This is a genomic window from Oryzihumus sp. (assembly GCF_054325275.1).
On the sequence record NZ_JBTCWL010000009.1, the window covers coordinates 40,626 to 62,236 of the forward strand.

Annotated in this window: 23 protein-coding genes; 13 read left to right on the forward strand and 10 right to left on the reverse strand. The window is 70.8% G+C overall.

Annotated features, from left to right (window positions below; genetic code table 11):
* Window positions 1–91: 91 nt before the first annotated feature.
* The 3 genes from trxB to ACXVGS_RS03750 all read left to right on the forward strand — a co-directional run bounded on the left by trxB (window position 92) and on the right by ACXVGS_RS03750 (window position 2,798).
* Window positions 92–1,090, forward strand: a complete 999-nt coding sequence (trxB, locus tag ACXVGS_RS03740; RefSeq protein ID WP_458531802.1) for a thioredoxin-disulfide reductase — start codon at window positions 92–94, stop codon at window positions 1,088–1,090.
* 80 nt (window positions 1,091–1,170) lie between these two features.
* On the forward strand, window positions 1,171–1,497 hold the full coding sequence (gene trxA, locus ACXVGS_RS03745; protein ID WP_141790552.1) for a thioredoxin: 327 nt from the start codon (window positions 1,171–1,173) through the stop codon (window positions 1,495–1,497).
* Window positions 1,498–1,637: 140 nt separating this feature from the next.
* Window positions 1,638–2,798, forward strand: coding sequence for an N-acetylmuramoyl-L-alanine amidase (locus ACXVGS_RS03750; protein WP_458536637.1), 1,161 nt, complete (start codon window positions 1,638–1,640; stop codon window positions 2,796–2,798).
* A gap of 7 nt (window positions 2,799–2,805) precedes the next feature.
* Here ACXVGS_RS03750 and ACXVGS_RS03755 read toward each other — a convergent pair whose 3' ends face one another.
* The gene (locus tag ACXVGS_RS03755; protein ID WP_458528592.1) at window positions 2,806–3,480 is read right to left on the reverse strand and encodes an N-acetyltransferase family protein; all 675 of its coding nucleotides are present in this window, start codon (window positions 3,478–3,480) and stop codon (window positions 2,806–2,808) included.
* A 227-nt stretch (window positions 3,481–3,707) separates the two neighbouring features.
* Between ACXVGS_RS03755 and ACXVGS_RS03760 the strand changes: the two genes are divergently transcribed.
* Both ACXVGS_RS03760 and ACXVGS_RS03765 read left to right on the forward strand, forming a co-directional pair.
* Entirely contained in the window at window positions 3,708–4,952 is a 1,245-nt protein-coding gene (locus ACXVGS_RS03760; RefSeq protein WP_458528646.1) for an aminotransferase-like domain-containing protein, read from the forward strand.
* An 84-nt stretch (window positions 4,953–5,036) separates the two neighbouring features.
* Window positions 5,037–5,978 carry a D-alanine--D-alanine ligase family protein gene (locus tag ACXVGS_RS03765; protein ID WP_458528593.1) on the forward strand — a complete coding sequence of 314 codons (942 nt, stop codon included), beginning with the start codon at window positions 5,037–5,039 and terminating at the stop codon, window positions 5,976–5,978.
* 79 nt (window positions 5,979–6,057) lie between these two features.
* On the opposite strand, the gene ACXVGS_RS03770 is transcribed toward ACXVGS_RS03765, so the two are convergent.
* The 8 genes from ACXVGS_RS03770 to rpmH form a co-directional block, all read right to left on the reverse strand.
* Window positions 6,058–7,215 carry a ParB/RepB/Spo0J family partition protein gene (locus ACXVGS_RS03770; RefSeq protein ID WP_458528594.1) on the reverse strand — a complete coding sequence of 386 codons (1,158 nt, stop codon included), beginning with the start codon at window positions 7,213–7,215 and terminating at the stop codon, window positions 6,058–6,060.
* Window positions 7,216–7,286: 71 nt separating this feature from the next.
* Complete coding sequence (locus tag ACXVGS_RS03775) at window positions 7,287–8,273, reverse strand: AAA family ATPase (RefSeq protein ID WP_458528595.1); 987 nt, start codon at window positions 8,271–8,273, stop codon at window positions 7,287–7,289.
* A gap of 231 nt (window positions 8,274–8,504) precedes the next feature.
* Window positions 8,505–9,212 carry a 16S rRNA (guanine(527)-N(7))-methyltransferase RsmG gene (gene rsmG / locus ACXVGS_RS03780; protein ID WP_458536638.1) on the reverse strand — a complete coding sequence of 236 codons (708 nt, stop codon included), beginning with the start codon at window positions 9,210–9,212 and terminating at the stop codon, window positions 8,505–8,507.
* Window positions 9,213–9,297: 85 nt separating this feature from the next.
* Window positions 9,298–9,831 (reverse strand): Jag family protein, encoded by a 534-nt coding sequence (locus ACXVGS_RS03785; protein ID WP_458528597.1) that lies wholly within the window; start codon window positions 9,829–9,831, stop codon window positions 9,298–9,300.
* Window positions 9,832–9,942: 111 nt separating this feature from the next.
* Entirely contained in the window at window positions 9,943–10,965 is a 1,023-nt protein-coding gene (yidC, locus tag ACXVGS_RS03790; RefSeq protein WP_458531797.1) for a membrane protein insertase YidC, read from the reverse strand.
* An 86-nt stretch (window positions 10,966–11,051) separates the two neighbouring features.
* Complete coding sequence (gene yidD / locus ACXVGS_RS03795) at window positions 11,052–11,321, reverse strand: membrane protein insertion efficiency factor YidD (protein ID WP_458528599.1); 270 nt, start codon at window positions 11,319–11,321, stop codon at window positions 11,052–11,054.
* A gap of 1 nt (window position 11,322) precedes the next feature.
* Window positions 11,323–11,679 carry a ribonuclease P protein component gene (gene rnpA, locus ACXVGS_RS03800; protein WP_458528600.1) on the reverse strand — a complete coding sequence of 119 codons (357 nt, stop codon included), beginning with the start codon at window positions 11,677–11,679 and terminating at the stop codon, window positions 11,323–11,325.
* A 10-nt stretch (window positions 11,680–11,689) separates the two neighbouring features.
* Window positions 11,690–11,827 carry a 50S ribosomal protein L34 gene (gene rpmH / locus ACXVGS_RS03805; RefSeq protein ID WP_013885212.1) on the reverse strand — a complete coding sequence of 46 codons (138 nt, stop codon included), beginning with the start codon at window positions 11,825–11,827 and terminating at the stop codon, window positions 11,690–11,692.
* 452 nt (window positions 11,828–12,279) lie between these two features.
* On the opposite strand from rpmH, the gene dnaA reads away from it, so the two are divergent.
* The 4 genes from dnaA (at window position 12,280) to ACXVGS_RS03825 (ending at window position 16,189) form a co-directional block, all read left to right on the forward strand.
* Window positions 12,280–13,737 carry a chromosomal replication initiator protein DnaA gene (gene dnaA / locus ACXVGS_RS03810; protein WP_458528602.1) on the forward strand — a complete coding sequence of 486 codons (1,458 nt, stop codon included), beginning with the start codon at window positions 12,280–12,282 and terminating at the stop codon, window positions 13,735–13,737.
* A gap of 260 nt (window positions 13,738–13,997) precedes the next feature.
* Window positions 13,998–14,618 carry a TasA family protein gene (locus ACXVGS_RS03815; RefSeq protein WP_458532956.1) on the forward strand — a complete coding sequence of 207 codons (621 nt, stop codon included), beginning with the start codon at window positions 13,998–14,000 and terminating at the stop codon, window positions 14,616–14,618.
* 100 nt (window positions 14,619–14,718) lie between these two features.
* Window positions 14,719–15,717 (forward strand): signal peptidase I, encoded by a 999-nt coding sequence (locus ACXVGS_RS03820; protein WP_458528604.1) that lies wholly within the window; start codon window positions 14,719–14,721, stop codon window positions 15,715–15,717.
* 37 nt (window positions 15,718–15,754) lie between these two features.
* Window positions 15,755–16,189, forward strand: a complete 435-nt coding sequence (locus ACXVGS_RS03825; protein ID WP_458528605.1) for a fibronectin type III domain-containing protein — start codon at window positions 15,755–15,757, stop codon at window positions 16,187–16,189.
* Between the two features lie 6 nt (window positions 16,190–16,195).
* Here ACXVGS_RS03825 and ACXVGS_RS03830 read toward each other — a convergent pair whose 3' ends face one another.
* Window positions 16,196–16,975, reverse strand: a complete 780-nt coding sequence (locus ACXVGS_RS03830; protein ID WP_458531794.1) for a response regulator transcription factor — start codon at window positions 16,973–16,975, stop codon at window positions 16,196–16,198.
* A 600-nt stretch (window positions 16,976–17,575) separates the two neighbouring features.
* On the opposite strand from ACXVGS_RS03830, the gene dnaN reads away from it, so the two are divergent.
* From dnaN to ACXVGS_RS03850, 4 genes are all read left to right on the forward strand, one after another.
* Window positions 17,576–18,709 carry a DNA polymerase III subunit beta gene (gene dnaN / locus ACXVGS_RS03835; protein WP_141790537.1) on the forward strand — a complete coding sequence of 378 codons (1,134 nt, stop codon included), beginning with the start codon at window positions 17,576–17,578 and terminating at the stop codon, window positions 18,707–18,709.
* Window positions 18,710–18,794: 85 nt separating this feature from the next.
* A complete protein-coding gene (gene gnd, locus ACXVGS_RS03840; RefSeq protein ID WP_458528608.1) occupies window positions 18,795–19,712 on the forward strand; it encodes a phosphogluconate dehydrogenase (NAD(+)-dependent, decarboxylating) in 918 nt (305 codons plus the stop codon).
* 29 nt (window positions 19,713–19,741) lie between these two features.
* The gene (gene recF / locus ACXVGS_RS03845) at window positions 19,742–20,938 is read left to right on the forward strand and encodes a DNA replication/repair protein RecF (protein WP_458528609.1); all 1,197 of its coding nucleotides are present in this window, start codon (window positions 19,742–19,744) and stop codon (window positions 20,936–20,938) included.
* On the forward strand, window positions 20,928–21,491 hold the full coding sequence (locus tag ACXVGS_RS03850; protein WP_458528610.1) for a DUF721 domain-containing protein: 564 nt from the start codon (window positions 20,928–20,930) through the stop codon (window positions 21,489–21,491). Before recF ends, ACXVGS_RS03850 begins: the two co-directional genes overlap by 11 nt.
* The last annotated feature ends 120 nt before the right edge of the window (window positions 21,492–21,611 follow it).

Consider the following 21,611-nt stretch of genomic DNA (forward strand, 5'->3'; position numbering starts at 1 on the left):
AACCTCACCGTAGGATCTGTTGGAGCAGGTGGCACGCCTGCCACCGCGGCCGTGCCGCCGTACCACCCCGACACATCGAGAGGTCTCCCGCGTGAGCACTGACGTCCGCAACGTCATCATCATCGGTTCCGGCCCCGCCGGATACACCGCCGCCGTCTACGCTGCGCGGGCCAACCTCAAGCCGCTGCTGTTCGAGGGCGCCGTCACCGCCGGCGGCGCGCTGATGAACACCACCGAGGTCGAGAACTTCCCCGGCTTCCGCGACGGCATCATGGGCCCCGAGCTCATGGAGAACATGCGGGCGCAGGCCGACCGCTTCGGTGCCGAGATCATCACCGACGACGTCACCGCGGTCGACCTGACCGGCCCGGTCAAGACGGTCACCGACGGCGAGGGCAACACCTACTCGGCCCACGCGGTGATCCTGTCCATGGGCTCGGCCTACCGCGAGCTCGGCCTGCCGGACGAGAAGCGTCTCTCCGGTCACGGCGTCTCCTGGTGCGCCACCTGCGACGGCTTCTTCTTCCGCGACCAGGACATCGTGGTCGTCGGCGGCGGCGACTCCGCAGTCGAGGAGGCCACCTTCCTGACCAAGTTCGCCCGGTCGGTGACCATCGTGCACCGCCGCGACGAGCTGCGCGCCAGCAAGATCATGGCCGAGCGGGCCCTCAGCAACGACAAGATCCGCTTTGCCTGGAACTCCGAGGTCGCCGCCATCCACGGCGAGGACAAGGTCACCGGCCTGACCCTGCGCGACACGGTCACCGGCGAGACCCGCGAGATCGAGGCCACCGGCCTGTTCGTCGCGATCGGCCACGACCCGCGCAACGAGCTGGTCAAGGGCGTCGTCGAGCTCGACGACGAGGGCTACGTCCTCGTCCAGGGCCGCACCACGCTGACCAACGTGCCCGGCGTCTTCGCCGCGGGTGACCTGGTCGACCACACCTACCGCCAGGCCATCACCGCCGCCGGCTCGGGCTGCGCCGCGGCCCTCGACGCTGAGCGCTACCTCGCAGACCTGGATCACGATGCGGAGCGCGCCCGGGGTGGCGCGGCCGAGCTGTCGGAGTCCGCGGCTACCGTGGGCTGAGGCCCGCCGCACCAGCACCACTCGTCCCTGCACGACCACCGCTGTCACCACAGCAGACACCGAAGGAAGGAGCCCCCGACGTGGGAGCTACCAAGGAGACCACGGACGCGACCTTCGACGCCGATGTCCTGATGAACGACAAGCCTGTGCTCGTCGACTTCTGGGCGCCCTGGTGCGGCCCGTGCCGTGCGGTCGCCCCGATCATCGAGGAGATCGCGACCGAGCACGCCGACAAGATCAGCGTGGTCAAGCTCAACACCGACGAGAACCCCGAGATCGCCTCGCGCTACGGCATCACGGGCATCCCGACGATGAACGTCTACGTCAAGGGTGAGGTCGTCAAGACCCTGGTGGGCGCCCTTCCCAAGCCCAAGCTGGTGCGCGAGCTCGCCGACTTCATCGGCTGAGCCAGCTCCACCGCATCCCGGCGACGCACCTGCTGTTCCGCATGAGCAGCGGGTGCGTCGCCGCTTGCATGACGGGCTAGTCTCGACTCCTGCCCGTCCTCGCGGCGCTGCCGCATCCCCCATCCCCCCGAGAGGCAGGTATGTCGGATCAACCGTTCGCGTTGTATCGCCTGGGGGACGAGGGGGCCGGTGTACGCGACATCAGGGAGCGCCTGCTCGCGACCGGTGACCTGCGCGACGACGCCGGCATCGATGTCTACGACGAGTCCGTGCGCACGGCGGTCCGCTCCTTCCAGCAGCGACGGGGCCTGATCGCCGACGGCGTGGTCGGCCCCCACACGTGGGTGGCGCTCGACGGGGCCCGGTGGCGCCTGGGTGACCGGGTGCTGTCCCACACGCCCGGCCACATGCTCCAGGGTGACGACGTCTCCGAGCTGCAGCAGCGGGTGCTGGCGCTCGGCTTCAGCCCGGGCCGCGTCGACGGCGTGTTCGGTGCGGACACCGAGCACGCGGTGCGCCAGTTCCAGCGCGGCGTCGGACTCCCCGCCGATGGCACCGTCGGTCCCGAGACCCTGCGGGCGTTCGCCGACCTCAGCCGCAGCGTCTCCGGTGGGTCCCCGCACGCCCTGCGCGAGCGGGAGCTCGTCCGCCGCAGCGGGCACAGCCTCACGGGCCGCACCATCGTGCTCGATCCCGGGCACGGCGGCGAGGAGCACGGGGCGCGCGCCAACGGCCTGTCCGAGGCTGACGTGACCCTGGACCTCGCCCGCCGCATCGAGGGCCGGCTCAGTGCCATCGGGGTCACCGTGGTGTTCACCCGTGCCGCCGGCACCTGCCCCGACGAGCTCGAGCGCGCCGACGTGGCCAACCGGGCCGGGGCGGACGTGCTCCTGAGCCTGCACTGCGACTCCACGGACCACCCGGAGGCCAGCGGAGTCGCGACCTTCTTCTACGGCCAGGATCGCTTCGGCGCCTGGTCAGCCGTGGGCGAGCACCTCGCCGACCTGGTCCAGCGTGAGGTCGTGGCACGGACCGGACTGGCCGACTGCCGATCCCATGCCCGCTCCTGGACGATCCTGCAACGCTCCAGCATGCCGAGCATCCGCCTGGAGGCCGGCTACCTGACCCACCCCTCGGACGCGGCGCGGCTGGCGGACCCGGCGTTCCGCGACACCCTGGCCGAGGCCGTGGTGGTGGCACTGCAGCGCATGTACCTCGGCGAGGACGACACCAACGCCACGGGCGTGCTGCGGCTGGGCGACCTGCGCCGGTACATGGCCTCCGGCGCCGGAACCGACTAGCGGACCCTCACGCGCGCTGCCCGGTCGTGAGCACCGGCGCCCGCACCTGCGCGATCAGCCGTTCGACCACCTGCTCCATGTCCTCGCGCCACGACAGCGCCGTGCGCAGGTCCAGGCGCATGCGGGGGAACTGCTTGTGGTCCCGAACGGTCTTGAACCCGACCGCGCTCAGGTAGTCCGCGGGCACGATGCACGACCGCATCTGGGCACCCTCCTCGGTGCCCACCCGGCGCTGGCCGAAGGCCTCCATCGCGCGGATGCCCCGGCGCATCACGTCCTTGGCCGCCCCCTGGACCAGCATCCGGCCCAGGCCCTGGCCCTGGAACTCCGGGAGCACCCGCGCCGTCATCAGCAGGATCGCGTCGGCGCCCACGGGCGCGGTGGGGAACGCCGCGGCGCGGGGCACCAGGCGGGGCGGGGCGTAGGTCAGGTAGCCCGCCGGCTGGTCATCGACGTAGGCGATCCGCCCGACGCTGCCCCACTCGAGCAGTGCGGCCGACAGCCACGCCTCCTTGTCCAACTCGGGGTCACCTTCGCGCATCGCGCGCGCGGCCAGCACGGGGTCGAGCTCCCAGAAGATGCACGTCGCACACGGCTCCGGCAGGTCACCCACCCGGTCCAGGGTGAGCGAGAGGACCTCCCGGCCGCTCATGGTCGGCCGGGCCGTGGGACGCGAGGGCATGGGCCCACCAGGGGTTTCATGTGAAACATGTCCCGTTCGCGAGACGGTCGCTCGCCTGCGGCGATCTGCATGGGAGACTCCCTACCACGCGACCGGACGGCGCGGAATACCGTCTGGTCCTTCCCCGAGGATCACATTCCGCGCGCACGGTGAGGAGGCCGCACGTGACCGAGCAGGGCTCGCGCCTTGACCCCTGGAAGCAGTCGTACGCCCAGCGCACCGCCGGGATGACCGCCTCCGAAATCCGCGCCCTGTTTGCGGTCGCGTCCCGGCCCGAGGTCGTCTCCCTCGCCGGTGGCATGCCGTACCTGTCGGCGCTGCCGATGGACACCGTCGCCGAGACGGTGCAACGGATGCTGGCCACCGAGGGCCTGACCGCGCTGCAGTACGGCTCGGGCCAGGGCGACCCCCGGCTGCGCGAGCAGATCCTGGAGGTCATGGCCCTGGAGGGCATCTCCGCCCACCCCGACGACATCGTCGTCACGACGGGCTCCCAGCAGGCCCTGGACCTCGTGACGCGCATCTTCATCGACCCCGGCGACGTCGTCCTCGCCGAGGCCCCCAGCTACGTCGGTGCCCTGGGCGTGTTCTCCGCCTACCAGGCGGACGTGGTCCACGTCGCCAGCGACAAGGACGGGCTGGTCCCCCACGCCCTCGAGGAGACGATCCAGGCGCTGCAGGCGCAGGGTCGGCGGATCAAGTTCCTCTACTCCGTGCCGAACTTCCACAACCCCGCGGGCGTCACTCTGTCCCTGGAGCGCCGCCCGCAGGTGCTCGACATCTGCCAGCGCCACGGCATCCTCGTGCTCGAGGACAACCCCTATGGGCTGCTCGGGTTCGACCGGGAGCCCTACCCGGCGATGCGGGCCGCGTCCGAGGAGGGCGTGGTCTACCTTGGCTCCTTCTCCAAGACCTTCGCCCCCGGCCTGCGCGTCGGCTGGGCGCTGGCCCCGCACGCGGTGCGTGAGAAGCTCGTCCTCGCCAGCGAGTCGGCCATCCTCTGCCCCTCCGCCTACGCGCAGATGACGGTCTCGACCTACCTGGCCACCAGCGACTGGCGCGCGCAGATCAAGGTCTACCGCGAGCTCTACCGGGAGCGTCGTGACGCGATGGTCGAGGCCCTCACCGCCCAGCTCCCCCAGGCCGACTGGACCCACCCCGACGGCGGGTTCTACGTCTGGCTCACCCTGCCCGAGGGGGTCAACGCCAAGGCGATGCTGCCGCGTGCGGTCACCGAGCGGGTCGCCTACGTCCCGGGCACCGCGTTCTTCGCTGACGGCACCGGGCACCAGCACGTCCGGCTCTCCTACTGCTACCCCGACCCGGATCGGATCCGGGAGGGTGTACGCCGCTTCGCCGGGGTCGTCCAGGCCGAGCTCGAGCTCCTCGAGACCTTCGGCCCGTATGACGCGTCAGTCACCTCGGACACCTCCGCGGCCCGGGTGCAGTTCCCCTCGCCCGACCTGTCCTGATGCACCCGGTGATATACGTCCGCTGTCTCGGCATCGCCAACCGTCGATGCCCCATCCCGCTCTGTCGACTGTGAGGACTCCTGCATGAGCCACGTGCTCGTCCTGGCCGGTGGCCTGAGCCACGAACGCGATGTCTCCCTGCGCTCGGGCCGCCGGGTGGCCGAGGCGCTCGGTCGCGCCGGGTGCGAGGCCCAGGTCCGCGACGTGGACTCCGGGCTGCTGGAGACCCTGCGCAGCCAGGCGCCCGACGTTGTCTGGCCTGTCCTGCACGGCGCGACCGGTGAGGATGGTGCCCTGCGCGATGTGCTGGAGACGCTAGGCGTTCGCTACGTCGGCGCACGTCCCGCCTCGTGCCGGCTCACGTGGGACAAGCCCGTGGCCAAGGCGCTGGTCGAACAGGCCAGGGTCGCCACCCCGGCTGGCGTCGCCCTCTCCCATGCCACGTTCCGCGAACTGGGCAGCACCGGCGTGCTGGACGCGGTGGTGGGGTCGCTCGGGCTGCCGCTCGCCGTGAAGCCCGCCCGCGGCGGGTCGGCCCTGGGCCTGACCATCGTCCGCTCGGCGGCGGAGCTTCCCTCGGCAATGGTGGCTGCCTATGCCTACGGTGATATCGCGCTCATCGAGCGTTACGTGGCAGGGATCGAGGTGGCGGTGTCGATCGTGGAGGACCACGACGGGCTGCCCCAGGCCCTTCCGGCCGTGGAGATCGTGCCGGACAGCGGTGTCTACTCCTACGACGCGCGCTACACCGCGGGCGAGACCGAGTTCTTCACCCCGGCGCGCCTGTCCCCCGAGGCCTCCGCTGCGGCCGCCGAGGCGGCGCTGACCGTCTACGCGGTGCTCGGCCACCGTCACCTCTCCCGCGTCGACCTCATCGTCGACGAGTCCGGCCGACCGTGGTTCCTGGAGGCCAACAGCTCGCCGGGGATGACCGAGACCTCGCTCCTGCCGATGGCGCTCGAGGCGGCCGGACTCGACGCGGCCGCCACCTATGCCGCGCTGGTGCGGCGTGCCCAGTCCGACTGAGGCCAGACCTGGTTCCACGTGAAACGCCGGAGGACGGTCCCGCTGATCGGGACCGCCCTCCGGCGTTACTGAGCGTGGGTCAGCCCTCGCTGACGTCCTCCCCGGGCGTCCCGAGCAGGTCGATGATCCGGTTGAGGTCGTCCATGGACGCGAACTCGACGGTCAGCTTGCCCTTGCGCTGGCCGAGCGCGATAGACACGCGGGTGTCGAAGCGGTCGGAGAGCCGAGCCGCAAGGTCGTCGAGCTGGGGGTGTCGGTTACCGGCCCGGGGACGGCGAGCCGGACGCGGGGCCTCGTCGCCACCGAGGGCCACGATCTCCTCGACGTTGCGGACCGACAGGCCCTCCGCCACGATGCGCTGGGCCAGCCGCTCCATGGCCGCCGCGTCCGACAGGGCCAGGAGCGCCCTGGCGTGACCGGCGCTCAGCACCCCCGCGGCAACGCGACGGGCTACCAGGGGCGGGAGCTTGAGCAGGCGCAGCGTGTTCGAGATCTGCGGGCGGGAGCGGCCTATCCGACCGGCCAGCTGGTCGTGCGTGCAGCCGAAGTCGTCGAGCAGCTGCTGGTAGGCCGCCGCCTCCTCCAGGGCGTTCAGCTGGCTGCGGTGCAGGTTCTCCAGGAGCGCGTCCCGGAGAAGGTCGTCATCCTTGGTGTCCTTGACGATGGCCGGAATCGTCTCGAGGCCGGCCTCCTGGGTTGCCCTCCAGCGACGCTCGCCCATGATGAGCTCGAACTGCGGAGCGATGCTGCCCTCGGGCGCCGTCTCGGCGTCGAGCGCCTGCTCCTCCGCCGGGATGGCCCGCACGACCACCGGCTGCAGCACGCCGATCTCGCGGATGCTGTGCACCAGCTCGGCCATGTCCTCCTCGTCGAAGACCTGGCGCGGCTGCTTGGGGTTGGGGCGAATCGAGCGGACCGGCAGCTCGGCAAAGCGGGCGCCGGGCACGGGAGCGAGGTCGTCGGCCACCGAGGGCTGGGGCTCGATGTTTCCCGTGAAACCATCGGTGGCCGCCTCACCTGTGGCAGCGGCCTCCTCGCCGGCAGCCGGGGCGTCAGTGTCTCCCGTGAACCCTTCGTCGCTCTCGGCGGCCGGGTCCCGGGGGGCGTCGATGGTGATCGTCGCCGTGGCGGAGTTCTCCTTGAAGAACACGTCCACCGGGCGGTTGCCGTCGCCGGCCGGCGTGCTGGGAATCAACGCGCCCAGCCCACGGCCCAACGCGCGCCTCTTCTCACTCATCGAACCAAGCCCTCTCTCCACAACACATAGACGAAGCGGCGGCGCCGCTCCGGTGACGCTGCCGGGACACCCTAGTGGGCGGCGGCGACCCCGCGGTCTGCCAGCTCGCCGGCGGCCTCGAGGTAGGACAGTGCTCCGCTGCTGGTCGGGTCATAGGTCATGACCGTCTCTCCATGGCTGGGGGCCTCGGAGATGCGCACCGAGCGGGGCACCGTGGTCTTGAGGGTCTGCAGCGGGAAGTGCTCGCGCACCTCGTCGGCGACCTGCGCGGACAGCCGGGTCCGGCCGTCATACATGGTGAGCAGGATGGTCGACACGTGCAGGCCCGGGTTGAGGTGGCTCTTGATCAGCTCGATGTTCTTCAGGAGCTGGGACAGACCCTCCAGCGCGTAGTACTCGCACTGGATGGGGATGAAGACCTCGTCCGCCGCGACGAACGCGTTGACGGTCAGCAGGCCCAGGCTCGGCGGGCAGTCGATGAGCACGTAGTCGAGCCGCTCCTCCCCCCGCTCCTCGGCGGAGTCGATGTAGGCGCGGATCGACTTCTGCAGCCGGGTCTCACGGGCGACGAGGGAGACGAGCTCGATCTCCGCACCGGCGAGGTCGATGGTGGCCGGGGCACAGAAAAGGTTCTTGACGTCGGGGCACGGCTGGACGACCTCCGCCAGCGGCGTGCTGTCGACGAGGGCGTCGTAGACGCTGAGGACCTCAGCGTGGTGGTCGATGCCCAGGGCCGTGCTCGCGTTGCCCTGCGGGTCGATGTCGATGACCAGAACCCGCAGCCCGGCCTGGGCCAGGGCGGCCGCGATGTTGACCGTGGTGGTCGTCTTGCCGACGCCACCCTTCTGGTTGGACACCGTCATCACCCGCGTGGTGGACGGCTTGGGGAACTTCTTCCCCGCCAGCGAGATCCGCCGCCGCGCGTCGATCGCGACCTGATGGGCCAGCGGCGTGTCCTCGTCGACCATCGGGATGGCCTCAGCGAGGGCGGCGCGCTCGTCAGTCTCAGCGTCCGTTTCACGTGAAACGGGGACGCGCGCGTCAGAAGGGGCAGGCATGGCAGTGGTCACCGGGCTCTCAGGTTCTGTTTCACGTGAAACGGGGTGGGAGGAAGGCCACCCCAAGCCGTGGCTGTCGTCGGGCTTGCGCTCCCCGTCGGGCCACCCCAGACCGGACCGGGTCATCTCCGACGTGCTCACCTGTCACCGCTTCCTCGTCAACGGCCGCCCAGTGGCAGCCGCTGACCCCATCCAACCGCATGCCGCCGTCACGCAGCCACCGCGACACGGTTACCGGCGGCGTCGGTTCTTGCGCCGGCCACCGGCCTTGGGGTTGGCGCCAGATACTCCTCGCGGCACCGTGGCGCCGATCCGGACGTGGACCACGGTCGTCAGGGGATCCAGCACCCCCCCGCCGTAGTAGCGCACCTCCTCCGAGACGGCGCCGGCAGCACGGACGGCCGCCTCGTCCTCGGCGAGCTCCTCGGGCGCGCTCTCGCCCTTGAGGGCCAGCAAGGTGCCCTCGGGCTCCAGCAGGGGGAGACACCAGCGAGCAAGCTCCGCGAGCCGGGCCACGGCACGCGCCGTCACCACGGGGGCCGCGAGGTCACCCCAGAACTGCTCGGCCCTGCCGCGGTGGACGGTGACGTTGTCCAGGCCGATGGCCTGCACCGCGTCAGTGAGCCAGGTGGTCCGGCGCAGCATCGGCTCGATGAGGTGCACGTCCAGGTCGGGCCGGGCGATGGCCAGGGCGAGTCCGGGCAGCCCGGCGCCGGACCCGACGTCGATCAGTTGCACCCCTGCGGGGATCGCCTCCTGGACCACGGCGCAGTTGAGCACGTGCCGCTCCCACAGCCGCGGCACCTCGCGGGGCCCGACCAGACCGTGCGAGACCCCGCTGTCGGACAGGAGGGCGGTGAATACCTCCGCCTGCGGCAGCCGGTCTCCGAAGACCTGGGCTGCAACGGCCGGGGTCGCGGGCGGGGGCGCGGTGCTCACGAACGAACCTCTCTGGAAAGCATGGTGCCCCGTTTCACGTGAAACGGGGCACCGGGGCTGGTCGGCCTGGGCCGCATCGCTCCGGTCAGGCCGGCAGGATCACGACGTGCCGGTTGGGCTCTGCGCCCTCGGACTCGGAGGTCAGCCCGGCGGCCACGACCTCGTCGTGCACGACCTTGCGCTCGAACGCGGTCATGGCCTCGAGCGCCTTGCGCTCACCGGAGTCGCGGACCTCGTCGATGGCTTCGCGGGCGAGCGACACCAGAGCTGCCCGCCGGTCGGCGCGGAAACCGGCAACGTCGAGCATGAGCCGGCTGCGCTCCCCCGTCTGGGCCTGAACCGCGAGCCGGGTCAGCTCCTGCAGGGCGTCGAGGACCTTGCCGTCCTGGCCCACGAGCCGGCGGGGGACGCGCCCCTCGTCCGAGTCGACGATCGCCACCGCGGCGCGGTCACCATCGACGTCCACGTCGATGTCACCGTCGAGGTCGGCGATGTCGAGCAGGCGCTCGAGGAAGTCGGCCGCGACCTCCCCCTCCCGCTCGAGCTGCTTGACGCGGTCGGTCTCCGTGGCGGGCGCAGCGACGTCGGTGGTCGCCTGGGCTTCCTGCTGCTCGGTCATCGTGTGTGCTCCTGCGCTGCATCGGGGGTCATGGCCCCGGGTGGGTCAGATCAAGGCGACGAGGTCGGCTCGGAGCCGGCCTCGCGGGTCGAGGCCCGGGGCCTCGGGAGGTCAGGCGTCCCGCTCAGCGACCGAGGCCTCCGGAGCCTTGGCGTCGCCCTGGGGCGCCGTGCTCGGCTTCTGGCGGCTCTTGCGCTTGGGCTGCTGACGCTGGCCGGTCCGGGGCTTTTCCGGCTCCGCCGCGGGCTCGGCCGCAGGAGTCTCGGAGTGCAGGCCGGGGATGGTGAACCTCTTGTGCTCCTGGCCCTTCTTGAGCCGACGCTCCTCGAGCGCCTTCTCGGCGGGCGAGCCCGGCGCCGGCATGCGGCGGATGACGTAGAACTGCTGTCCCATCGACCACAGGTTGGTGGTGAGCCAGTAGAGCAGGACACCGATCGGGAAGTTGACGCCGGAGATCGCGAAGAACAGCGGCATCAGGTAGAGCAGGACCTTCTGCTGCTTGGCGAAGGGGTTGTCCATCGCCGTGGCCGGCATGTTCTTCATCATCAGCTGGCGCTGCGTGGTGAAGGTGGTGAGGGACATCAGCACGATGAGCACCACGGTGATGATCTGGGTGCTGGTGGTCTGCGCGCCGACGAACTTGTCCGACAGCGACGCGCCGAGGATCGTGGACGCCTCCGCCTGGGCGGCCACCGGCCGGGTGATCGGCCCGATCGGCGCGTGGGTGCCGTGCGCGATGGCGCTGAGGTTGTTGAGCACGCGGAACAGGGCGAAGAAGATCGGCGACTGCAGCAGGATCGGCAGGCAGGAGCTGAACGGGTTGGTGCCCGTGCGCTTGTAGAGCTCCATCGTCTCCTGGGTCATCGCCTGGCGGGACTCAGGGTCGGTCTTGCCCTTGTACTTCTTCTGGATCTTCTGCATCTCGGGCTGGATGAGCTGCATCCGGCGCGAGGCGTGGATCTGCTTGACGAACAGCGGGATCAGGATGATGCGGATGACGACGGTCAGCCCGACGATCGACAGTGCCCAGGTCCACCCGGAGTCAGGGGGCAGCCCGATGGCGCTCAGTCCCTGGTGGAAGCCGTACATGATCCATGCGACGGCGATCTCGAGCGGGGCGAGCAAGGTGTCCATGAGTTCCTCTGTGTGCAGCGAGCCTCGGCTCGCACGGGTGGCGGTGGGAGTCGGCCGTATCCGGGCCGGTCACCACGCGCAGGTGGTCAAGGGTGTCGCGGCCGGGGCGTGCCGGACCGCACGTCCTGCGGAACGTGGTCGACCCCGCCGGGGTTCCACGGGTGGCAGCGCAGCAGCCGCCGCACCGCGAGCCAGCCGCCGCGGAAGAGACCGAAACGCTCGATCGCGGTCACGGCGTACGCCGAGCAGGAGGGGTAGAAGCGGCAGCTGGGCGGGTGCATCGGGGAGAGCACGAGCTGGTATCCCCGGATCAGCCAGATCGCAGGGCGGGCGACGGCACGGCCCACGGGGCCCATCTCAGGCCCGTGCCTTCAGTCGGCGCAGCACCGTGGGCAGCGCGCGGTCCAGATCGGCGGCCAGCGTGGCCGCGTCGGCGCCGGCCGCTGCCGGGTTGGCCCGGACCACGACGTCGGCACCCTCCGGCAGCAGGGCGGTACGGGCGGTCATGAGGTGGCGCAGCACGCGCTTGGTGCGGTTGCGCACGACCGCTCCACCGACCGCCTTGGACACAACAAAACCGACCCGCGGCGGGAGACCCGCTCGCGCGTCGGTTGTGTTGGCATGCACCACGATGAGTCGGGTGCCCGCTCGGGGCCCGCGCACCGCGACGCTGAAATCGGCGCTCTCACGCAGCCGATGACGCGCCGGCAGCACGCCCCGGGCCTCAGGCGGACAGCTCGGAACGGCCCTTGCGGCGACGGGCGGCCAGGATGGCGCGGCCCGCGCGGGTGCGCATCCGCAGGCGGAAGCCGTGGGTCTTGGCCCGGCGGCGGTTGTTCGGCTGGAAGGTGCGCTTGCTCACGAGACTCTCCGTTGCTGCACAGACGATGGTCTGATCGGGTGGATGACTGCGGTGATCAGCCGCAATCGGAAGCCCGCGCGGTCCTGATCAGGGTCACGGGCATGCGAAAACGGCCGACATACACGGCCGCGTCCACGGTACGGGAGCGGTCCGCCGAGGGTCAAACCGGCAGAGCGTACGCCACCTGGGTCGAGTCAGCACAAGAACCGGCCATGATCGGCATGCCCACCGCCCCGACAAGCCGACACGCCGGGACACAACCACAGGCAGGCGAAGATCGCACTACGATTTTCCCATTCGGCTTGCTGGTGGCTCCGCCGCCTTGTTAGCGTCGCGCCTCGCGCCGGCCCCGTACCGATATTCACAGACTGTGGACAAAGGTGTGGACGGACTATCATCGGGGGACTCCCAACCGGGACGAATCAGGCATCTCACCACAGGGACGGGCTCACGTGACCGACGCGCATGTCGACTTCGGACACGTCTGGCAGGACACCCTCATCGCCCTGGATGCCGCCGGGATCACCGCCCAGCAGCGTGCGTTCCTGCGCCTGGCCAAGTTCGTCGGCCTGCTCGACCAGACCGCCCTGCTGGCCGTGCCCAACGACTTCACCAAGGACATCGTCGAGACCAAGGCCCGCGAGCAGGTCTCCCATGCACTGTCCGACCAGCTCGGTCGTGAGATCCGTATCGCGGTCACGGTCGACCCGCAGCTCGCGGAGGTCCCCGCGGACGCCTCGCTCGAGGACGAGCACGACGACGACGTGGTCGACGAGCTGCCCTCCGGAGGCGTGGCCCTGCCCTTCGCCCCGCCCGGTGGCGCGTCCGGGCCGGGCCGCCAGCGCACCGCCCAGGAGCGCGAGCAGGCCGAGATCGACGCGGCCCGGCTGAACCCGAAGTACACCTTCGACACCTTCGTCATCGGTGCGAGCAACCGATTCGCCCACGCGGCCGCCGTCGCGGTGGCCGAGGCCCCGGCCAAGGCGTACAACCCGCTGTTCGTCTATGGCGAGTCCGGGCTGGGCAAGACCCACCTGCTGCACGCCATCGGGCACTACGCCCGCAACCTCTACCCGCACGTGCGGGTGCGCTACGTGAACTCCGAGGAGTTCACCAACGACTTCATCAACAGCATCCGCGACGACAAGGCCTCGGCGTTCCAGAGCCGCTACCGCGAGGTCGACGTGCTGCTGATCGACGACATCCAGTTCCTCCAGGGCAAGGTCCAGACCCAGGAGGAGTTCTTCCACACGTTCAACACCCTGCACAACGCCAACAAGCAGGTCGTCATCACCAGCGACCTGCCCCCGAAGCTGCTCGCCGGCTTCGAGGAGCGCATGCGCAGCCGGTTCGAGTGGGGCCTGCTCACCGACGTGCAGCCGCCCGACCTCGAGACCCGCATCGCCATCCTGCGCAAGAAGGCCATCCAGGAGCGGATGAACGCCCCGGACGACGTGCTCGAGTTCATCGCCAGCAAGATCTCGACCAACATCCGCGAGCTCGAGGGCGCCCTCATCCGGGTCACCGCGTTCGCCAGCCTCAACCGGCAGATGGTCGACCTCGGGCTGGCCGAGATCGTGCTCAAGGACCTGATCCCCAACGACCAGGGAAGCCAGATCACGTCGGCCACGATCATGGCCCAGACGGCCGCCTACTTCGGGCTGACCATCGAGGATCTGTGCAGCACCTCGCGCTCCCGGGTGCTGGTCAACGCCCGGCAGATCGCGATGTACCTGTGCCGCGAGCTCACCGAGTTGTCCCTGCCCAAGATCGGCCAGCAGTTCGGCGGCCGGGACCACACCACGGTGATGCACGCGGACAAGAAGATCCGCGAGCTGATGGCCGAGCGGCGCTCGATCTACAACCAGGTCACCGAGCTGACCAACCGGATCCGGTCCCAGTCGCGCTGAACCCCGCTCACACCCCACGAAAGGCCCTTCGAGGAGGGCCTTTCGCATGTCCCGGGCTCCCCGGTTCGGGGGCGTCGCCCGCGGCGACGTCGCACGGCATACGGCTTCGTTGAGGGTTCCTTGAGGGATAACGGCGGGTCTTGGGGGGTCCTTGCGGGTTTGCCGGCTAGGCGCTTGAGATCCGGTCGCCAGTGTTCTCGGTGTCGGGACAACACGGTCCCGGAGGGCAGCGCCCTCATCGAGCCAGGTCGGAGACAGCAATGCGACTCAGCCTCAACAGCACCGGCGGGAAGGTCCTCGCCTCCACCGTCGTCCTCGGGGCGGCCGCCACGATCGCCGGCCTCGGCACGTTCGGCTCCTTCACCTCGACGACCAGCGCCAGCACCCAGGCCGACTCGGGCACGGTCACCATCGCCCTGGGCGCAACGGGCGGCTCGACCAACCGCCTGAACATCAACGCGACCGGGCTGGTGCCCGGTGACACGGTGCAGCGCAGCGTCACCCTGTCGAACACCGGGTCGCAGGCCCTGGCGTCCCTCGCCCTGACCACCACGGCGACCACCTCCAGCCTCCTGGACACCGACGCCACCAACGGCCTCCAGATGGCGGTGGACAAGTGCTCGACCGGCTGGGTGGAGGCGGGGTCCAGCCCGGCGTTCACCTACAGCTGCACGGGCACCGTGACCAGCGTGGTCGCGCAGCGCGCCGTCATCGGCAGCAACCTGCCGTTGGGTTCCCTGGGCGCCCTGGCATCTGGCGGCAGCGACAGCCTCCGCGTCACGCTCACCTTCCCCAGCGCCGCGGGCGACACCTTCCAGGGCAAGACCAGCACCATCAGCTTCTCCTTCGCCGGTACTCAGCGGGCAGCGACCGCCCACTGACCCCAGACGCGTGGTGCCCGCGAGTCCCCCCTGCGGCGGGCACCACGCCCACCCTGCTGGACCGACCAACCCCAGACGAGACACGGAAGGAAGGCACCCGATGCGACTCACGACCCGCCCCCGGTCCGTCGCCCGGATGCGCGCCCACGCCTCGTCGGTCGGGACAGCACCCCAGCGGACCGCCCTGGCGCGCGCCGGACGCCCCCACCGCGCCGCGCGCCGGGCGGTCCGCCTCCTCGGCAACCTCGTGCTCATCCTCGTCGTGACGCTGTTCGCGGGCCTGGCCATCGGCCCGCACGTCTTCGGCTACCGGACGATGACCATGCTCACGGGCAGCATGGCCCCCGGCATCAACCCCGGTGACGTCACCGTTGCCGTCCCTGAGCCGGTCAGCCAGCTCGCCGTCGGCCAGGTGATCACGTACCAGATCCCCGTCGACGACCACCGCGTCGTCAGCCACCGGGTCGTCGGGGTGAAGCGCCGGGCCGACGGCACCGTCCAGATCCAGACCAAGGGTGACCACAACACCGGGGCCGACCCGTGGACCGCGGTGATCACCGACCGGCAGGTATGGCGGGTCGTCGCCGTGGTGCCTCACCTCGGGGCTGCGATCCAGGCCCTCCGCAGCGCGGGGTTGCGTTCCGTCTTCCTCTACCTCGGTCCGGCGGCCCTGGCCCTGCTGGTCCTGGCCGGCATCTGGCGCCGAGGCTCAGCCGAGGCACCGGCGGAGCACGCCGAGGTGGTCGCGGGGACGCTGGACGCAGATGTCCTCGCCGCCCTGCAGGACGAGCTCGAGGACAGCCGCGGCCTGCGGGAGTTCCTCACCCGCTGGTCGGAGCTGCTGCAGGCGCGTCTGGACCGGGTGGAACTGGCCCTCGACAAGGGCCAGCTGTCCGCGGCCCGCGAGTCCGCGCTGAGCCTGCACGTCACCAGCGCGATGATCGGCCTCAGCTCTTTCGCCACGGCGGCAGCGACGCTGGAGGAGGCCTTGCTCCGCGAGGACCGCAGCGACGCCACAACCTCCTTCGGCACGCTACGCCGCCTGGCCCCGGCCACGGTCCGGGCGATCCAGGACGAGCTCGTCGCCGACCCGAGCTGATCGAGCAACACCAGTGCCCTCTCCCACAGGAGTGACCATGAGACCCACACGCACCGCCGGCCGCCTGGTCGCGGTGCTGTGCTCGTCCGTAGCGCTGGTCGTCGGCGGGTCATGCGTCACCTATGCCGGCTTCACCTCGACGAAGACCCAGACCGGCTGGAAGGCCACCACCGACTCGCTCAACACGCCCAACGCCAGCGTCCCCGCCACCAACGTCAGCTGCGTCAGCCCGTCCGGGTCGACCATCAAGGTCACCTGGTCCACGACGAGCGACGCCTACTACACGGGCTACAACCTGTACTGGTCGGAGAACAACGTCGCCCAGCCGACACCGATCGCCATCGCCGGGCGCTCGACCACGTCGTACACGTTCCCCGTCACGAACGGGGTCACCTACCGGTTCCAGGTCTCCACCACCTACCTGAACTGGGAGAGCGGTCTATCCGGGAGGACCACCGCGCGCAGTTGCTGAGGCAGGTCAGGTGTTGCGGCGGGCGGCCATCTCGGCGAGTTCGGGCTGGCCGAAGCGGTAGCCGACTCCCCAGACGGTGCGGATCCACTCCTCGTCACCGAGCTTGCGGCGCAGGTTGCCGACGTGGACCTCGACCAGGTGGGTGTCCTTGACCCACTCGGTCTTCCACACCGTGCGCAGCAGGGCCTCCCGGGTCCACACCCGCCGCGGCTGCCCGAACAGGGCCGCGAGCAGGTCGAACTCGGTGCGGGTGAGGGTGAGCTCCTCGCCGTCCAGCACGGCGACCCGGCTCTCGACGTCAACGGTCAACCGGTGGGCGGCCTCCTCCGACGGCACCGCCCCTGCTGCCGTCGCCACCGGATCCTCGGGGACCGGGGGCTCCGCGGCGGGGCCGACGGCAGCAGGGGCGCCACCGCGCGGGCGGCGCAACATCGCACCGACCCGGGCACGGAGGTCACGGGGGCTGAACGGCTTGGTGATGTAGTCGTCGGCGCCGATCTCCAGGCCGACCAGCTGGTCCACCTCGTCAGCACGGGCCGAGAGCATGATGACGTAGGCGTCGCTCATCGACCGGATCCGGCGGCACACCTCGAAGCCGTCGATGTCGGGCAGGCCAAGGTCGAGCGTCACGAGGACGGGTTGACGCTCACGGACCAGCTCCAGCCCCTCGGCGCCGGACGAGGCCGAGATGACCTGCAGGCCCCGCTGCTCGAGCACGGCCTGGACCAGGGCCCGGATGTCCTCGTCGTCCTCGATCACCACCGCGGTACCTGCCGCTGTGTCCACCCCTGCACCCCCCGTTCGCGCCATCCGCGGTCATCTGGGTGCCCATGCTAGACATTTTCGGACGAGTTTCGGGGGCGTTCCGGCCGATGGCTCGTCCACAAGGTTCTCCACACCATGTGCGGTTGGCGTGACCTCACTGTGACCCGACGTCTCGCACAAATGACGTAGTTCTAGTCCACACATGTGCACAAGCCTGTGGATAACGGCTGGTGTTCTTCACGCCCACACACATGTGGACAGACCCGTGGAGAACCGGTGCACGTCCCTCCCGTGCCTGTGGACAGCTTCGAGCCGCCGGTGGAGTGCCTGTGGACACGGATTTTCTGTCCACAGACGGCCGTGGTTGTCCCCGACCAACGTCCACAGCCCGTGCACACGGCCGGCGCGGCGGTGACCAGCCCGGTTGGCCGCTGTCCACACTGTCCACAGCCCCTAAGACAGTGATGAGACATCCCATCCACTCATCCCGCCCCGAGTACCAAGCCTGTGCACCGCTGTGGGTTCACGGAACTGCATGACTTGGTTTTCCCAAGTCGGTGGCGGGCACTAGTGTCAGCACGCACTCTTGTGAGTCGTTGGTCTGCGAAAGGGCGGGTACTGGTGAAGTTCAGGGTCGAGCGCGACGTTCTCGCCGAGGCGGTCACGTGGGCGGCGCGCGGTCTGCCGACACGCCCCCCGGTCCCGGTCCTCGCCGGCGTGCTCCTCGAGGCCAGCGCCGAAGGCACCCTCACGCTGTCGGCCTTCGACTACGAGGTCTCCGCACGGGTCACCGTCCCGGCCGAGGTCTCCGAGCCCGGCACCGTCCTGGTGCTCGGCCGCCTGCTCGCGGACATCTCCCGCAACCTGCCGGCCCGACCGATCGACGTCAGCACCGACGGCAACAAGGTCCAGGTGACCTGTGGGTCCAGCCGGTTCAGCCTGCTGATGATGCCGGCCGACGACTACCCGACGCTGCCGGCCTCCCCCGCTCCGAGCGGCACCATCCCCGGCGACGCCTTCACCCAGGCCGTCGCGCAGGTGAGCATCGCCGCCGACCGCGGCGACACCCTGCCGATCCTCACCGGCGTCCGCGTCGAGATCGAGGGCGACCGGGTGACCCTGCTGGCCACCGACCGCTACCGCCTCGCGATGCGTGAGCTGCAGTGGAACCCCGAGCGCACCGACGCCCACCACGTGGCGCTGGTCCCCGCCCGCACGCTGTCCGACACGGCCAAGGCGCTCGGCGCCTCGGGTTCGATCGAGGTCGCGTTCGGCACGGCCGCCGCCGGCGAGGGCCTGATCGGCTTCGAGGCCGGTCAGCGCCGCACCACCACCCGCCTCCTCGACGGCGAGTACCCCAAGGTCACCTCGATCTTCCCGACGACGGTCGACACCGAGGCCGTCGTCGAGACCGCGGCCCTGGTCGAGGCGGTCAAGCGCGTCTCGCTCGTGGCCGAGCGCAACACCCCGGTCCGCCTGCGGTTCAGTGACGGCCAGCTCGCCATCGAGGCCGGCACCGGCGACGACGCCCAGGCCAGCGAGGCGATCGAGTGCGCCCTGACCGGCCCGGACATCGAGATCGCCTTCAACCCGCAGTTCCTGCTCGACGGCCTCGGTGTCGTCGGCACGGCATACTCGCGGCTCTCCTTCACCCAGGCGAGCCGGCCGGCGGTGCTGTCCGGGCAGGACAAGCTCGACGGCGAGCCGGACGAGTCCTACCGCTACGTGCTGATGCCGGTCCGCTTCGCCAGCTGAGACGGCCGGACGTAGCCTGACCCCTTGGGGCCTGCCCGCCGGCGGCCCCGACGCAACGTCTCCACACACCTCGAAGGGGTAAGCCATGCACCTCGGACTCATCGGCCTCGGCAAGATGGGCGGCAACATGCGCGAGCGCATCCGCCGCGCCGGGCACGAGGTGGTCGGTTTCGACCGCAACCCCGAGGTCAGCGATGTCGACAGCCTCAAGGCCATGGTCGAGGCGCTGCCGGCGCCGCGCACGGTGTGGGTCATGGTGCCGGCCGGTGAGGCGACCCGCGCGACGGTGGCCGAGCTCGGGGAGATCCTCGACGAGGGCGACCTCGTCATCGATGGTGGCAACAGCCGCTTCACCGACGACGCCGTCAATGCAGAGACGTTGGCTGCCAAGGGAATCGGCTACCTCGACTGCGGCGTCAGCGGCGGCGTCTGGGGCCTGGAGAACGGCTACGGCCTGATGGTCGGCGGCGACGCCGAGCACGTCGAGCGCGCCATGCCGATCTTCGACGCGCTGCGCCCGGAGGGCCCGCGCGAGGAGGGCTTCGTGCACGCCGGCGAGGTCGGCGCGGGCCACTACGCCAAGATGGTGCACAACGGCATCGAGTACGGCCTGATGCAGGCCTACGCCGAGGGCTATGAGCTGCTCGCCGCCAAGGACATCGTCACCGACGTGCACGGCAGCTTCAAGGCGTGGACCCGCGGCACCGTCGTCCGCTCCTGGCTGCTGGACCTGCTGGTCAAGGCCCTCGAGGAGGACCCCGGCCTGGCGAAGATCAGCGGCTACACCGAGGACTCCGGCGAGGGGCGCTGGACCGTGGAGGAGGGTATCGCCAACGCCGTGCCGATGCCGGTCATCTCGGCCGCGTTGTTCGCCCGCTTCGCCTCGCGCCAGGACGACTCCCCCGCGATGAAGGCGGTCTCCGCGCTGCGCAACCAGTTCGGCGGCCACGCCACACGCGCCGCCGACGCCGGTCCGAGCTCGGGCTCCGGCTCGACCGACTGACGCCGGCCGGCCGTCCCGGGGTCGCCTCCGTGCACCTGCGCCACCTGTCCGTCGCCGACTTCCGCAGCTATGCGGCGGCCGAGCTGCCGCTGTCCCCCGGCGTCACGACGCTGGTCGGGCTCAACGGCCAGGGCAAGACCAACCTGGTCGAGGCGGTGGGCTACCTCGCGACCCTGGGCAGCCACCGGGTGGCGACCGACGCGCCGCTGGTCCGGGCCGGGGCAGGCCAGGCCGTGATCCGGGGTGCCGTCGTGCGCGAGGGCCGCGAGACGATGGTCGAGCTGGAGATCACTCCGGGTCGGGCCAACCGGGCGCGGCTCAACCGCTCGCCGGTGGCGCGCCCCCGGGAGGTGCTCGGCACGCTGCGCACGGTGCTGTTCGCCCCCGAGGACCTCGCCCTGGTCAAGGGGGACCCCTCCGAGCGGCGCCGGTTCCTCGACGAGCTGCTGGTCGCGCGCCAACCCCGGTGGGCCGGCGTGCGCACCGACTACGACAAGGTGCTCAAGCAGCGCAACGCCCTGCTGAAGTCGGCAGCACCGGTGCTGCGCAAGGGATCCGGCCGTCGGCCGCGGCCCGGCGACGAGCCGGTGGAGGACGCCCGCGCCAGCGCCCTGCACACCCTCGACGTGTGGAACGGCCAGCTCGCACGGGTCGGTGCCTCGCTGCTCTATGCCCGCCTGCGGCTGCTGCACGACCTCGGTCCCTACCTGGCCAAGGCCTACGACGAGGTCAGCGCAGGTCAGTCGGATGCGCGGGTGTCCTACAAGTCCTCGGTGCGCGAGCCGATGGCCGCGGCGATCGCCGCCGGCACCGTGCCCACCGTGGAGGAGCTGCACGAGGAGCTGCTCGCCGCCCTCGCCGAGGCCCGGCCCCAGGAGGTCGAGCGCGGGGTCTCCCTGGTCGGCCCGCACCGCGACGACGTGCTCCTCACCCTGGGCCAGCTGCCGGCCAAGGGCTACGCCAGCCACGGGGAGTCGTGGTCGTTCGCGCTGGGACTGCGGCTCGCGGCATACCAGCTGCTGCGGCACGACCTCGGCCAGGACCCGGTGCTGATCCTCGACGACGTCTTCGCCGAGCTCGACACCGGACGGCGCGAGCGGCTCGCCGCGCTGGTCGCCGACTGCGAGCAGGTGATCATCACCGCCGCGGTGGCCGAGGACGTGCCGGCCTCCCTGGCCGGCAGCACGTATCGCGTGACGCTGGGTGAGGTTGCCCGTGTCACCTGAGGAGCTGCCCGAGCGGGTGCCCGGTGAGGACATCGTCGAGGACACGGCCGCGGACGCCCCCGACACCGCGGCGGCCTCCGCGTTGGCCCGGGCCCGGGAGGCGGCCCGCGCCAAGGGGCTGCGGCCGGGCCGCGCGCCGGCCCGGCGGGACCGGGAAGGCCGGCGGCAGCGGGTCACGCGGGACAACCGCGACGGCTACCGCGACCCCGCCCTGCTCGGGGACCAGATGGAGCGGCTGCTGCTGGACCGCGGGTGGAACGTCGACGTCGCGGTCGGCTCGGTCATGGGCCGCTGGGCCGCCATCGTCGGCCCCGACGTCGCCGCGCACGTCACGCCGGTGACCTTCGAGGACGGCGTGCTCACCGTGCGGGCCGACTCCACGGCGTGGGCCACGCAGATGCGGCTGATGTCCTCCTCGCTGCTCACCCGGCTGGAGACCGAGGTCGGCGCCGGCTCGGTGACCGAGCTGCAGGTGCTCGGCCCGAGCGCGCCGAGCTGGTCCCGCGGGCCGCGCCGGGCCCAGGGTCCGGGGCCGCGGGACACCTACGGCTGAGCCATCGACGGGCCGGCGGGCGGCCGCCTCTGGACGCCGGTTCTCGCGCCCTGACGGGGCCGGGCGCGTGGGGGGAGTAGGAAACCGGGGTTTTTTCGGCCGACATGGGCCTCTCCGGGC

Coding starts and splice junctions, on each gene's coding strand:
- ACXVGS_RS03750 (WP_458536637.1), top strand. CDS start 1,638: ATGTCGGATCAACCGTTCGCGTTGTATCGCCTGGGGGACGAGGGGGCC.
- ACXVGS_RS03755 (WP_458528592.1), bottom strand. CDS start 3,480: ATGCCCTCGCGTCCCACGGCCCGGCCGACCATGAGCGGCCGGGAGGTC.
- ACXVGS_RS03760 (WP_458528646.1), top strand. CDS start 3,708: ATGACCGCCTCCGAAATCCGCGCCCTGTTTGCGGTCGCGTCCCGGCCC.
- ACXVGS_RS03765 (WP_458528593.1), top strand. CDS start 5,037: ATGAGCCACGTGCTCGTCCTGGCCGGTGGCCTGAGCCACGAACGCGAT.
- ACXVGS_RS03770 (WP_458528594.1), bottom strand. CDS start 7,215: ATGAGTGAGAAGAGGCGCGCGTTGGGCCGTGGGCTGGGCGCGTTGATT.
- ACXVGS_RS03775 (WP_458528595.1), bottom strand. CDS start 8,273: ATGCCTGCCCCTTCTGACGCGCGCGTCCCCGTTTCACGTGAAACGGAC.
- ACXVGS_RS03785 (WP_458528597.1), bottom strand. CDS start 9,831: ATGACCGAGCAGCAGGAAGCCCAGGCGACCACCGACGTCGCTGCGCCC.
- yidC (WP_458531797.1), bottom strand. CDS start 10,965: ATGGACACCTTGCTCGCCCCGCTCGAGATCGCCGTCGCATGGATCATG.
- yidD (WP_458528599.1), bottom strand. CDS start 11,321: ATGGGCCCCGTGGGCCGTGCCGTCGCCCGCCCTGCGATCTGGCTGATC.
- ACXVGS_RS03815 (WP_458532956.1), top strand. CDS start 13,998: ATGCGACTCAGCCTCAACAGCACCGGCGGGAAGGTCCTCGCCTCCACC.
- ACXVGS_RS03820 (WP_458528604.1), top strand. CDS start 14,719: ATGCGACTCACGACCCGCCCCCGGTCCGTCGCCCGGATGCGCGCCCAC.
- ACXVGS_RS03825 (WP_458528605.1), top strand. CDS start 15,755: ATGAGACCCACACGCACCGCCGGCCGCCTGGTCGCGGTGCTGTGCTCG.
- gnd (WP_458528608.1), top strand. CDS start 18,795: ATGCACCTCGGACTCATCGGCCTCGGCAAGATGGGCGGCAACATGCGC.